General features: G+C 70.6%; 11 protein-coding genes, 1 pseudogene and 1 riboswitch. Of the genes and pseudogenes, 11 read left to right on the top strand and 1 reads right to left on the bottom strand.

Translation table 11 applies throughout. From position 1 onward, the window contains the following. Window positions 1-23: 23 nt before the first annotated feature. Window positions 24-779 carry a 5'/3'-nucleotidase SurE gene (locus AB0M01_RS29855; protein WP_363675334.1) on the top strand — a complete coding sequence of 252 codons (756 nt, stop codon included), beginning with the start codon at window positions 24-26 and terminating at the stop codon, window positions 777-779. 15 nt (window positions 780-794) lie between these two features. Here AB0M01_RS29855 and AB0M01_RS29850 read toward each other — a convergent pair whose 3' ends face one another. Next, window positions 795-1,172, bottom strand: a complete 378-nt coding sequence (locus tag AB0M01_RS29850; RefSeq protein ID WP_363675332.1) for a DUF4267 domain-containing protein — start codon at window positions 1,170-1,172, stop codon at window positions 795-797. 89 nt (window positions 1,173-1,261) lie between these two features. Here AB0M01_RS29850 and AB0M01_RS29845 point away from each other — a divergent pair, with 89 nt between their 5' ends. The 10 genes and pseudogenes from AB0M01_RS29845 to AB0M01_RS29800 all read left to right on the top strand — a co-directional run bounded on the left by AB0M01_RS29845 (window position 1,262) and on the right by AB0M01_RS29800 (window position 12,297). Next, on the top strand, window positions 1,262-1,873 hold the full coding sequence (locus AB0M01_RS29845) for a TetR/AcrR family transcriptional regulator (protein ID WP_363675330.1): 612 nt from the start codon (window positions 1,262-1,264) through the stop codon (window positions 1,871-1,873). Window positions 1,874-2,218: 345 nt separating this feature from the next. Next, window positions 2,219-2,297, top strand: a riboswitch (cobalamin riboswitch). 94 nt (window positions 2,298-2,391) lie between these two features. Further along, window positions 2,392-2,568: pseudogene (locus AB0M01_RS29840) on the top strand (magnesium chelatase ATPase subunit I); the annotation flags it as partial. Then, window positions 2,551-4,740: a VWA domain-containing protein gene (locus tag AB0M01_RS29835; protein WP_363675508.1), complete on the top strand. Its 2,190-nt coding sequence runs from the start codon at window positions 2,551-2,553 to the stop codon at window positions 4,738-4,740. The pseudogene AB0M01_RS29840 and the gene AB0M01_RS29835, both read left to right, overlap by 18 nt. Window positions 4,741-4,834: 94 nt before the next feature. Next, window positions 4,835-5,449 carry a cob(I)yrinic acid a,c-diamide adenosyltransferase gene (gene cobO / locus AB0M01_RS29830; RefSeq protein WP_363675328.1) on the top strand — a complete coding sequence of 205 codons (615 nt, stop codon included), beginning with the start codon at window positions 4,835-4,837 and terminating at the stop codon, window positions 5,447-5,449. Then, the gene (locus AB0M01_RS29825) at window positions 5,443-6,798 is read left to right on the top strand and encodes a cobyrinate a,c-diamide synthase (RefSeq protein WP_363675326.1); all 1,356 of its coding nucleotides are present in this window, start codon (window positions 5,443-5,445) and stop codon (window positions 6,796-6,798) included. Before cobO ends, AB0M01_RS29825 begins: the two co-directional genes overlap by 7 nt. Further along, window positions 6,795-8,219, top strand: a complete 1,425-nt coding sequence (gene bluB / locus AB0M01_RS29820) for a 5,6-dimethylbenzimidazole synthase (RefSeq protein WP_363675324.1) — start codon at window positions 6,795-6,797, stop codon at window positions 8,217-8,219. Before AB0M01_RS29825 ends, bluB begins: the two co-directional genes overlap by 4 nt. Beyond that, window positions 8,216-8,830, top strand: a complete 615-nt coding sequence (locus AB0M01_RS29815; protein WP_363675322.1) for a hypothetical protein — start codon at window positions 8,216-8,218, stop codon at window positions 8,828-8,830. The genes bluB and AB0M01_RS29815 overlap by 4 nt, the downstream gene beginning before the upstream one ends. Before the next feature lie 206 nt (window positions 8,831-9,036). Next, a complete protein-coding gene (locus AB0M01_RS29810) occupies window positions 9,037-10,059 on the top strand; it encodes a hypothetical protein (RefSeq protein ID WP_363675320.1) in 1,023 nt (340 codons plus the stop codon). Window positions 10,060-10,061: 2 nt separating this feature from the next. Further along, window positions 10,062-11,405: an ABC transporter ATP-binding protein gene (locus AB0M01_RS29805; RefSeq protein WP_363675318.1), complete on the top strand. Its 1,344-nt coding sequence runs from the start codon at window positions 10,062-10,064 to the stop codon at window positions 11,403-11,405. Then, window positions 11,392-12,297, top strand: coding sequence for an ABC transporter permease subunit (locus tag AB0M01_RS29800; protein ID WP_363675316.1), 906 nt, complete (start codon window positions 11,392-11,394; stop codon window positions 12,295-12,297). Before AB0M01_RS29805 ends, AB0M01_RS29800 begins: the two co-directional genes overlap by 14 nt. Window positions 12,298-12,336 lie beyond the last annotated feature (39 nt).

Genomic DNA, 12,336 nt, shown 5'->3' with positions numbered 1-12,336 from the left:
GCCGGGTGTGATTGGGTGGAGGCATGTCCTTGCGAGTCCTGATCACCAATGACGACGGTTACCAGGCTCGGGGGATCCGCGCCCTGGGCTCGGCGCTGGCGAGCGCCGGGTACGACGTACTGGCTGTTGCTCCGCTGGACGACCAGAGCGGCGTCGGCTCGGCGCGGGCGGGGATGGTCGACCGGTCGGTCCGGACGGCGTCGGAGTCCTTCGACGGTGTCACGTACATCGGTGTGGACGGGACGCCTGCGCTCGCGGTGACGCTTGCGATGGTCGGGGCGTTCGGGGCGGCGCCGGACGTCGTGGTGTCGGGCATCAACCACGGGCACAACATCGGCGTACCGATCCTGCACTCGGGCACCGTCGCGGCGGCGCTGACGGCGGCCGGCCAAGGCCGATCCGCGATCGCGATCAGCATCGACTCCGAGGATCCGAAGCACCTCGACGTGGCCGGCACGGTCGCCGTACGGGCTCTCGGCTGGCTGGCCTCGGAGCCGGTGGGCAGCGTGATCACCGTCAACGTGCCCGACCGTCCGCTGGACGAGCTCGAGGGGGTACGCCGGGCGCGCCTGGCGCCGATTGAGCGGTCTCGGATCGTTGGTGGGACGGCCGCGACGGGGGAGCCGATGATCACGCTGGCCGCGCCTGCGGCTGGTGCTGCTCCCGACACCGACGAAGCCCTCCTTGCCGCGGGCTTCGTCACTGTCACCCCGATCGTCGGCATCCGCGAGGTCGACTCCTCGGCTGCGGCGGACTACCTGTCGGAGCGTCTCGCCTGATCGCCTGACTGCTGATCAGGCGATCAGCAGCAGCGCTCCGATCACCACCATCACGGCGGCGGTCGCCGCGTGTACGCCGTACGCCGTGGCCCGCGGTCCCTTGCTGCGCAGCACGACCACCGCGTCCCCGACCGGGATCAGCGCCGCGACGAGCATCGCGCCACCGAGCAGCTGAGCTGTCCCGCTGATCAGCACCACGATCAGCAGCGCGCCGAGCGCCATGTCGCGCACGGACTTCACCGACAACCAGGCGCGGAACGCCGGATCCGCCGTCGGTGTCCGCGGAATCCCGAACCCGGTCGCGCGCTGAGGCGCTGCCAGCCCGCTCGCTCCCATCAGGACGACGGCCACTCCGACGAGTCCGGCAAGCACGGTGGCGGTGGTGCTGAGCATGGTTCTTCTCCTTGACTAGCGGTGCTAGATGTTGTGTCAACGATAGATGGGTCATCGACAGAATGTCTAGCGCTGCTAGAATTCCTGCCATGTCTGCTTTGAAGGACCGCCGCGACCGGGAGCGCGCCGAGCGCCACCAGCTCATCGTCACCACCGCCCGCGACCTCGCCGAGGCGGAGGGTTGGAGCGCGGTGACCACGCGCCGGCTGGCCGAGAAGGTCGAGTACAGCCAGCCCGTTCTCTACAGCCACTTCGCCGGCAAGGAGGCCATCCAGCAGGCCGTCGCACTGGAGGGCTTCACCGAGCTCGCCGACCAACTCTCCGCGGCGGCGCGCGATGCTGCAGCTCCCAAGCGCCGAGACGCCACCAGTCCGGCCGCCGCTTCACGCTCGGCACTCCGCGCGATCTGCGAGACGTATCTCGACTTCGCCGCGCAACACCCCGCGCTGTACCAGGCGATGTTCATCCTCCCGACCCAACTGACGTTCGCAAGCCCAGCCACACCGCCCGCGCTGCGCGCGGGTTTCGACGCCTTCGTCAACGCTCTCCCCGGGGGGACGGAGCAGCCGGAGGTCGTGGCGGAGATCCTGTGGAGCGCTCTCCACGGGATCGTCGCGCTGTCCGCGGGGGGACGGCTGCGGGTGGAGGACCAGCGGGTGCGACTCGATGTACTTCTCGCGTACTTCGCACCAGAGAAGTAGTCGCTGGAGGTGAGCGCGGTGTCGGCGTACGCGCGCACCTGCACCCGCGGGCACCGCGCACCGCGCACCCGCGTGGCGAGCACCCGCCCACCCGCGCATCGCGCACCTCGCGCCTCCGCGCACCGCGCCGCGCGCACCTCAAGCCTCCGCGCACCCGCACCCGCGTGCCGTGCACCCGCATCGCCCACCCGAGCACCGCGCGCAGCGTGCCCCGCGCACTCACACCGCATCGCCCACCCGCGCACCTCCCGCGAGGTGGTGATCGCCTCCGCCTCAGGTGAGGTTTCTCTCCGGCCTGCAGGACCTCGGCAGGGATGTGGAATGATCGCCAGGACGGCAGGGGAGGAACACCGGTGCCGGCCAGCTGGCCGAAGTCCGGGGCGGTCCCGCCACTGTGACCGGATGCGATCCGGAAGCCAGGACATCTCCCGCCGTCCGCCAGGGAGCGCTCTCCGCGTTTCCGGGCGACCGTTGCCAGCGCGGGCGTGGACACCCGCAGGACGAAGGGATCACCGCCGATGCGGCCTGCTCCGACCCCGACCGGCTTTCCGTTCACCGCGGTGGTCGGGATGGACGACCTCCAGCTCGCCCTGATCCTGGCCGCGGTCTCCCCGGCCATCGGCGGCGTCCTGATCCGCGGCGAGAAAGGCACCGCCAAGTCGACCGCGGTCCGAGCGCTGACCGAGATCCTCCCCGCCGTCGACGTCGTCCCCGGCTGCCGCTTCTCCTGCGACCCGGCCACCCCGGACCCGACCTGCCCGGACGGCCCGCACCCGCCCGCCTTCGACGGCACCAGCAAGCCTGCCGGTACGGAGCCTCGCAGCCTGTCCGCCCGTGCGGACGCCAGCACCCTCCCCACCGATGCGGACGCCCGCAGTCTCCCCGCCGACGCGGACGCGCGAAGCATCTCCGCCGATTCAGGCCGGCGAAGCCTGTCCGCCCGCGCGGACCTGCGAGCCGAGTCCGCGGGGGGCTCCCCGCTCGGCCACCTCCCCGGATCCTCAGGCGTCCCCGCCCCGACCACCTCATCCTCCCGCCCCGCCCGCCTCGTCGAGCTCCCCGTCGGCGCGACCGAGGACCGCGTGCTCGGCTCGCTCCACCTCGAGAAGGCGCTCGCCGAAGGCGTCACGGCGTACGAGCCGGGTCTGCTCGCGGCCGCGCACCGCGGACTCCTGTACGTCGACGAGGTCAACCTCCTGCACGACCACCTCGTCGACGTCCTTCTCGACGCCGCCGCGATGGGTCGCGCAACCGTCGAGCGCGACGGCGTCTCGATCACCCACCCCGCGCGCTTCGTCCTCGTCGGCACCATGAACCCGGAGGAAGGCGAGCTCCGACCGCAGCTCCTCGACCGCTTCGGCCTGACCGTCGATGTCGTCGCCAGCCGCGACCCCGCGGTGCGGGTCGAGGTGATGCGCGCGCGCCTCTCGTACGAGGCCGACCCGATCGCCTTCGTCACCCGGTACGACGGCCCGCAGCGCGAGCTCGCCGAGCGGATCGTGAAGGCGCAGAGCCTGCTCCCGGACGTGATCCTGACCGACTCGGCGCTGCGCCAGATCGCGGAGATCTGCGCCGCGTTCGACGTCGACGGGATGCGCGCCGACCTGGTCACTGCCCGGACGGCGGTCGCGCACGCGGCCTGGTCGGGCCGGAGTGTCGTCGAGGTCGAGGACGTCCGCGCCGCGGCGAAGCTCGCTCTCCCGCACCGGACGCGGCGCAACCCGTTCGACGCGCCCGGGCTGGACGAGGACCGCCTCGACCAGGTGATCAACGACAGCACCCCGCCGGAGGACCCGGACGACGACCCGAACGGCGGGCCGGACAGCCCCGACGACGGCCCCGACCGCGGCCCAGACGACTCCGACAACGCTCCGGATCCCACCCCGTCCACCGCCGACGACTCCTCCGGCCCCCACGACCCGTCGGCCCAGGCCGACCCGTCGCAGCGCCCGGAAGACGCCGACCGCCCCGGCCCGGACAACCAGGACGCCGCGGCCACCCCGGGAAACGCAGAGAGCGCGATCTCGAATGATCCCGGCGGCCACGTCGAGGCCAGTTCCACGCCGTACAAGGCCCGGCTTCTCACCGTCCAGTCCGCCGGCGCGGGCGTGGCCGGCCGTCGCTCCCGCGCGATCACCGAGGTCGGCCGCGTCGTCGGCGATCGCGCCCGCCTCGGACGCGAGTCCGGCCGCCCTCACCTCCTCGCGACGATCCGCTCCGCGGCCCCGCACCAGCATGCCCGCGGTCGCTCCGGCCCCGGTCTCGCCGTCCGAGCCTCCGACGTACGCCTCGGCGTCCGTGAAGGGCGCGAGGGCAACCTGGTGATGTTCTGCGTCGACGCCTCCGGCTCGATGGGCACCAAGCGCCGCATGGGCGAGGTCAAGACCGCGATCGTCTCGCTCCTGCTCGATGCCTACCAGCGCCGCGACAAGGTCGGCCTGGTCACGTTCGCCCGCGCGACGGCGACCGTCGCGCTCCCACCGACCGGCAGCGTCGAGACCGCCGTACGCCGCCTGGAGTCGCTGCCCACCGGCGGTCGTACGCCGCTGGCCGAGGGGCTGCTGCAGACCGCCGAGGTGCTGCGGATCGCCGCGATCCGTGACCCGCGGCGGCGTCCGCTGCTGGTGCTCGTCACCGACGGGCGGGCGACGTACGGAGAGAGCGCTTTCTCGCGCGCTCAGCAGGCCGCCGAGTGGATCGGTGCCCAGGGCATCTCCACCGTCGTGGTCGACTGCGAGCCGCGCCGCGGCGTTCGGCTCGGGCTCGCCGCGGAGCTGGCGACCAGTCTGCGGGCGGAGTACCTGGATCTGGGAGAGGTTGCCGCAGGCAACTTGGTAAGTGCGGTGAACGAGCGGAGCGCGGCGTGAGCGGCCGCGGCAAGCGCCGCCCGGAGAGCGCTCCCCGGCGTACGGGCGCTGAGATGAGCCGGCGTACGGGTGCCGAGTCGAAGGGGACGAACTGATGCCGCAGGGACAGCCGACCGTCGTACCGAAGGACGGCCTGACCACCCGGCAGCGCCGCAACCGGCCGCTGCTGATGGTGCACACCGGCGAGATGAAGGGGAAGTCGACGGCGGCGTTCGGGATGGCGCTGCGCGGCTGGAACCAGGGCTGGAACATCGGCGTCTTCCAGTTCGTCAAGAGCGCGAAGTGGAGGGTCGGCGAGGAGAGCGCGTTCCGTGCTCTCGGGAAGTTGCACGAGGCAACGGGTGAGGGTGGCCCGGTCGAGTGGCACAAGATGGGTGAGGGCTGGAGCTGGTCGCGCAAGGCCGGCACCGAGGAGGACCACGCCGCGGACGCGCTCGAGGGCTGGCGCGAGATCCAGCGCCGGATCGCCGCCGAGACCCACGATCTCTACGTGCTCGACGAGTTCACCTACCCGATGAAGTGGGGCTGGATCGACGTCGGCGAGGTGGTCGACACACTGACCAACCGGCCCGGCAACCAGTACGTCGTCATCACCGGCCGGAACGCCGACCAGCGGCTGCTCGACGCCGCCGACCTGGTCACCGAGATGACGAAGGTGAAGCACCCGATGGACGCCGGCCAGAAGGGCCAGAAGGGGATCGAGTGGTGATCCCGCGGATCGTCGTCGCCGCGCCCGCGTCGGGCGCCGGCAAGACGACGGTCGCCGTCGGCCTGATGGCGGCGCTGCGCCGGGCCGGGCACACGGTCGCCGGCTTCAAGGTCGGCCCGGACTACATCGACCCCGGCTTCCACGCGGTCGCGACCGGCCGCCCGGGGCGCAACCTGGACGCGATGCTGTCCGGCGAGGAACGGGTCGCACCGCTCTTCGCGCACGGCGCGGCCGGTGCCGACATCGCCGTCGTCGAGGGCGTGATGGGCCTGTACGACGGCGCGCTCGGCACCGAGGGCTTCTCGTCGACGGCGCACGTCGCGAAGTTGCTGCAGGCACCGGTCGTGCTGGTGGTCGACGCGTCCGCCGCCGGCCGCAGCGTCGGCGCGGTGGTGCAGGGGTTCGTTGCCTACGACACCGGGGTGCGGATCGTCGGGGTGATCCTGAACAAGGTCGGTACGGATCGGCACGAGGCCGAGGCGCGAGCGGGGGTTGCTCCGACCGGCGTACCGGTGCTGGGGGTGCTGCGGCGCGATACCCGGCTGACGGTGCCGAGTCGGCACCTGGGGCTGGTGCCTGCTGACGAGCAGCGCGAGCAGGCGGTGGCGGCTGTCGATGCGGCGGCTGAGCTGGTGCGGGCTGGTGTCGACCTGGAGGCGTTCGTCGCGGCGGCTCGTGCTGCTGCTCCGCTGGAGACTGCGGTGTGGGACCCGGCTGCCGAGGTGACTCCTGCTGCTGAGGGCCGACCCGTGGTGGCTGTCGCCGGGGGACCGGTGTTCTCCTTCCGCTACACGGAGACCGCTGAGCTGCTCACTGCGGCCGGTGCTGACGTGGCGACCTTCGACCCGCTGCATGACTCGTTGCCGGACGGTACTGCGGCGCTCTACCTGGGCGGTGGCTTCCCGGAGATGCATGCCGAGGCGCTGTCCAGCAACGAGTTGCTGCGAACGCAGGTGGCGTCAGCTGTCGCTGCTGGGCTGCCGGTGATCGCTGAGTGCGCCGGGCTGCTCTACCTGTGCCGTGAGCTGGATGGCCACGCCATGACCGGCGTACTGCCTGCTGCTGCGCACATGACTGGCAAGCTGACGCTGGGCTATCGCACGGCGATCGCTGCCAGTACGACGGCGTTCTTCGACGAGGGGCGACGCGTCCGGGGGCACGAGTTCCACCGGACTGCGGTGACTTTGGATGCTGATGGGGACCCGGCCTGGTACCTGCCCGATGGGGTGGAGGGGGTCACACGGCCGTCGGTGCATGCGTCCTACCTGCACCTGCACTGGACGGCGACTCCAGACGTCCCTGCTCGGCTCGTAGCGGCTGCACGGGTGCATGTGGGGATGGAGAAGTGAGCCTCGTCCTGGGCATCGGGCTGCGCACCGGTACGTCGTACAGAGAGCTGCGGGACCTGGTATATCGTGCGCTGACCGGTGTGGTGGGTGCGGTCGAGTCGGTGGTGACTGTCGAAGGCCGTGAGGACGAGCCGGGGCTGCAGCGGCTCGTGGCCTCGCTGGGGGCGCAGCTGTTCACCGCCTCCTCGGTAGACCTTGCCGCGCAGGTAGTGCCAACGCCGAGCGAGCAGGTGGGGGAGCTGGCCGGTACGGCGAGTGTGGCTGAGGCAGCTGTCGTGCTGAGCGGTGCGGCGCTCGTCGTACCGAAGCAGAAGTCTGCTGGCGCGACTGTGGCTGTCGGAGTGGTGGAGGCTGCTGCACCGGGGTACTCGCACGCTGATCGCGAGGTGGTGCACCGGGTGATCGCGGAGCGGCGCGACGTACGGCGTGGGTTTCTGGACAAGCCGGTCGATGACGAGCTGCTGACCAGGGTGCTGGAGGCCGCGCACCGAGCCCCAAGTGTGGGACTCAGTCAACCTTGGGACTTCCTGCTCATCCGTGATGTCGCTACTCGGCAGCGGGTGCACGACCTGGCTGTTGCGCAGCGCGACGCCTTCGCGGCGTCGCTGCCGGCGGACCGGCGGGCGGCGTTCGACGGGTTGAAGATCGAGGCGATCCTCGACACTCCGCTGAACATCGCGGTCACCTGTGACCCGGCACGGGGTGGGCGACACGTGCTGGGGCGGCATGCTGATCCGCGCACGGTGTGGTTCTCGGCGGCGATCGCTGTGCAGAACCTGTGGCTGGCTGCGCGTGCTGAAGGGCTGGGCGTCGGCTGGGTGTCGTTCTTCGACCCTGCTGAGGTGGGGGAGGTGCTGGGGCTGCCTGCTCATGTGGAGCTGCTCGGGTACCTGTGCGTGGGGCATGTGGAGGAGTTCGCGGCTGCGCCGGAGCTGGTGCGGTCCGGTTGGGCTTCTCGGCGTCCGCTGGCTTGGGCTGTGCATCAGGAGCAGTGGGGGTTGCGGGGGTTGCCGGGCGAGGTGGCCAGCGCTACTGCCGCCGTACGGGATGCTGTTGCTTCTGGGGGCTTCGAGCAGGTTGGGTCGCAGGTTGTGCGGGTGCTGGTGGTGGACGGGGGATCGGCAGCGTCCTATCTGAGCGCTGCGGACGTGCTCGTCGTACAGGTGGGAGCTGAGAAGCCTGCTGCCGACTTCGGCGTGCTCTGGCGTCCGGCACGGACTGCTGACGAGGCGGTCGAGCTCGGTGTCGAGGTGGCGCGCGACCTGGTGCTGCAGGGTGCTGGGGAGCTCCTGGTGTCCTGCGTCGGGCAGTCGGAAGTAGCCGAAAGTCTTACCCAGGGGCTCCGATGGGGTGGACTTGCCTGCGGAGCGGTCGTCAGACGTGCCGATGAGCCCACGGCGGTGACAGACTCCACCGCATGACGGTCCCACCCCACGGCTCAGCGCCGATGCACGTGCCCGCCTTCTCGATGAAGCAGCGGATCACGATGATGGCGAACAAGTACGAACTGATCGCGACCAACCCCGACGGCACCGACGGACCGTTGCTCGCCTTCGCGCAGCAGAAGCGGATGGCGTTCAAGGAGGAGGTCACCTTCTACACCGACGACTCCAAGTCGCAGGCGGTGTTCTCGTTCAAGGCCCGCAAGCGGCTCGACCTCGGGTCGGGGTACGACGTGTTCGACCCGAACGGCCAGCCGATCGGCTGGTTCAAGAAGGAGTTCGGCAAGAGCCTGCTGCGCTCCAGCTGGCAGCTCACCGGGCCCGGCTTCGAGTCCGACGGCACCGAGCGCAACCCGACCATCGCGATCGTTCGGCGGGTCTGGGAGTTCGTTCCGTTCGTCGGCGAGATCCCGCTGCCGTTCATCTTCCACTTCGATTTCACCGATCGCGCGAGCGGGCAGCCGATTCTGTCGGTCGAGCGGAAGATCTCGATCCGCGACCGCTACCGGGTGACCGTGCACGACTCGCGGGTGGACTTCCGCGTGGCCGCGGCGATGACGGTCGCGCTGGACGCGCTGCAGAGCCGCTGAGGTACGCCGGGTCGGCCGGGATATGTCCCGGCCGGCCCTCAGCCTCATCTTGTCTCCACGTTTCCAGTTCCTCACTCTTTTGGGTGAACTGACCCTGAGACCCCTTGGTTCCGGCCGGTGCCGGTGCGAGTCTTGACGACATGGCAGCAACGAGGCGCGGTCGACGGTGGTTGGTTCCGGTCACGGCAGTCGCAGTGGTGGCGGGCGTGGGTGCGCTCGGACCAGTGGTCGCTGACGCCTCTCCAGACCTCCCCGGCATCACGGCCCAGGACCTGCTCGCCAAGGTGCAGACCGCCAAGGTCGACGGCCTCAGCGGCACCGTCCGCTCGGCGACCGACCTCGGCCTCCCCGCACTCCCCGGCGTCGACGGCCAGAGCCAGCTCCCCGACCTGCTCACCGGGGAACACACCGCCCGAGTAGCTTTCGCCGGCCCCGACAAGGCCCGCGTCTCCGTCCTCGACGACATGGCCGAACGCGTCTGGACCACCGACGGCAAATCGGCCTGGGCCTACGACTCCGCGAAGCGCGAAGCGGTGAAGCTCACCCTCCCGGCCCGCCCGGCGAAGCCGGAAGTCGCCCCCGAGAAGCAGGCGTACGACCCGCAGGCGATGGCCAAGAAGTTCCTCACCGCCATCGACCCCAGCACCGCCGTCGACGTCACCGGCACCGAGTCGGTCGCCGGCCGCGACGCCTACAAGCTCCGCCTCACCCCGAAGACCGACAAGACCACCGTCGGCTCGGTCACCCTGGCGATCGACGCGAAGACCTGGGTCCCGCTCGAGGTCACCGTCCTGCCCCGCACCGGCAAGGACCCGGCGATCCAGCTCGGCTTCTCCGCGGTCTCGTTCGACGTCCCCGCGGCCGGCACCTTCGCCTTCACCCCGCCGGCAGGCGTCAAGGTCACCGAGAAGACCCTCCCGGCGCTCGACAGGCCCAAGGCACCCAAGCCCCTCCCCAAGGCCACCCCGAACAAGCCCGCCGAACACCCGACAGTGATCGGCACCGGCTGGGAGTCCATCGCCGTCATCCGAGGCGCCAAACTCCCCACCAACAACCAAGCCCTGACCCAGCTCCTGGCCAACGCCCGCACGGTCCAGGGCTCCTGGGGCTCCGGCAAGATCCTCACCAGCAAGATGGTCAGCGCCCTGATCACCGACGACGGCCGAGTCCTCGTAGGCCTGGTCACCGCCGACACCCTCGCTGCCGCCGCCCCCACAGCCCCCCGCTGACCGTGCCCACCACCCCCGAGTCCCTCGACGGCTGCCCCTCCGCCGACGCCGACCCAGCCACGTACGCCGAGGCGTCGGCCGCCGAACCTGCCGCAGCCGACACCCCAGAAGCCGACGCCACCACCGACGACCCCGCAAGACCCACCGGCGACCTCGCAAGACCCACCGACCCCACGCTGACCGCCACCTCCGCACCGTCCGGCGTACCTGCACCCACCTCGCCAACGTTCGCCGCGGCTGTGCCCGCTTCGGCGACAGCCGCCGCGGATGCGGCTGCAGTTGCCTCACCGACGTCGGTTGCGGGCGCAGTCGCTGAGGCCGGTCGCCCGGAAACTGACGCCGTCGCTGACCCAGCGGCGTACCCGCACGAGCACACCGATGACCTGAGGCCACCGATCGTCACCCGGGGGCTGACCAAGCGGTTTCGGAGTGGGCAGGTCGCCGTGGCGGGGATTGATCTGGAGGTGCCTGCCGGGAGCATCTTCGGGTTTCTCGGGCCGAACGGGTCGGGGAAGACCACCACGATTCGGATGTTGCTCGGGTTGATCGCGCCGACGTCAGGGAGCGTGGAGCTGCTCGGGCAGGAGATGCCCAAGGCGCAGCTGTCGGTGTTGCCGCGGGTGGGGGCGCTGGTTGAAGGGCCGGCGTTCTACCCGTTCTGGACCGGACAGGCGAATCTACTGCGGTTTGATGCGGCTGACCGGACTGCCGATCCCCGGACCCGGAAGCTGCGGGCGGGTGAGGCGCTGGAGCGCGTCGGGCTCTCCAACGCGGCGAAGAAGAAGGTCCGCGCGTACTCACTGGGCATGCGGCAGCGGCTGGCGATCGCGGTCGCGTTGATGCAGCGCCGCGAGCTCCTGGTGCTCGACGAGCCGACCAACGGCCTCGACCCGCAAGGCACGCGGGAGGTGCGTTCACTGATCCGCGAACTGGCAGCCGACGGTACGACGATCTTCACCTCCACTCACCTGCTGGCCGAGGTGGAGCAGCTCTGCACGCACGCCGCGGTGATGAGCCGCGGCCGGCTCCTGCGCCAGTCGACGATGGCCGAACTCCGGTCCGAGCTCCGCCCGCGCCTCGTGGTGCGAACACCGGACGTCGACCGAGCCGAGCAGACCCTTGCCGCCCTCGGAGTACGCGATCTCCGTCGGCCGAGCGGACACCCGGCCGACGACCGGGACGGCGTACCAGCCGTCGAAGGCGATCCAGGAGACCTCCCGATCGACAAACTCGCCGCGGCGCTCGTGACGGCCGACGTACGCCTGCACGGCTTCGGCCTGGAACGCCCAAGCCTCGAGGAGTCCTTCGTGGCCCTGACCGGGGAGGGCTTCGATGTCGCTGGGTGAACCGCAGACCGTCGGCCACGCAACCGCCCACGGCGCCACAGCGAGCCAGATGCTCGAATCCTCTCAACGTCCAGGGGCCGGCCGGCACACGCTCGCACTGTTCCGCACCGAACTGCACCTGGTCTTCGGCCGCGCCCGCACCTGGGTCCTGCTGGCAGTACTGGGCTTGGTCCCCGTCCTGGTCGGAGTGGCGATTCGGTTGTCGGGATCCTCGGGGGACGCTGAAGGGTTCATCGGGCAGGTCGCCGGCAACGGGTTCTTCCTGATCGTCGCGAGCCTCGCCCTCTCGCTGCCGTTCTTCCTTCCGACCGCGGTCACGGTGATCTCGGGGGAGTCGCTGGCAGGTGAGTCGAGCCTCGGGACCTTGCGGAACCTGCTGACTGCGCCGGCCGGTCGGTCTCGGCTGCTCGCGGCGAAGATGGTTGCTCTTGCGGTGTTCTGCCTCGCGGCGACGTTGACCGTGTGGTTGGGCGGTTTGATCGCGGGCTTCGTCTTGTTTCCGGTGGGCGATGTCGTGCTGCTGTCGGGATCCACCGTTTCGCTGGCCGACGGGCTGGTTCGGGCGCTGGGGATCGCGGTGCTGATCGCTGCCTCGTTGCTCGGGCTGGCCGGGATCGGGCTGTTCGTGAGTTCGCTGACCTCGACTCCGCTGGCGGCGATGGCGGCTACGTTCGGGGCGTTCATCGTGTTCGGGATCCTGGGGGCGATTCCGCAGATCGACGAGATCCATCCGTGGTTACTGATGTACGGGTGGACGTCGTTCGCCGATCTGCTGCGGGATCCGCCGTACTGGGATGCGATCGTGCGGAACCTGCTGATGCAGGGCGCGTATCTCGCGGTGTTCTACGCGGCGGCCTGGGCTCGCTTGACCAGCCGGGACGTCAACGGCTGAGGGCGCGGCGGGTCCTCGCGGGAACGCGGGGGAGAATGG

This window comes from Kribbella sp. NPDC051770 (assembly GCF_040681455.1).
In the GTDB taxonomy this organism is placed as follows: domain Bacteria; phylum Actinomycetota; class Actinomycetes; order Propionibacteriales; family Kribbellaceae; genus Kribbella.
This window is presented reverse-complemented; position numbering and strand designations above follow the sequence as displayed.

Bases quoted from the DNA above. Each gene is read 5' to 3' on its own strand.
- cobO (WP_363675328.1), top strand. From the start codon at position 4,835: ATGCCGCAGGGACAGCCGACCGTCGTACCGAAGGACGGCCTGACCACC.
- AB0M01_RS29855 (WP_363675334.1), top strand. From the start codon at position 24: ATGTCCTTGCGAGTCCTGATCACCAATGACGACGGTTACCAGGCTCGG.
- AB0M01_RS29850 (WP_363675332.1), bottom strand. From the start codon at position 1,172: ATGCTCAGCACCACCGCCACCGTGCTTGCCGGACTCGTCGGAGTGGCC.
- AB0M01_RS29800 (WP_363675316.1), top strand. From the start codon at position 11,392: ATGTCGCTGGGTGAACCGCAGACCGTCGGCCACGCAACCGCCCACGGC.
- AB0M01_RS29845 (WP_363675330.1), top strand. From the start codon at position 1,262: ATGTCTGCTTTGAAGGACCGCCGCGACCGGGAGCGCGCCGAGCGCCAC.
- AB0M01_RS29815 (WP_363675322.1), top strand. From the start codon at position 8,216: ATGACGGTCCCACCCCACGGCTCAGCGCCGATGCACGTGCCCGCCTTC.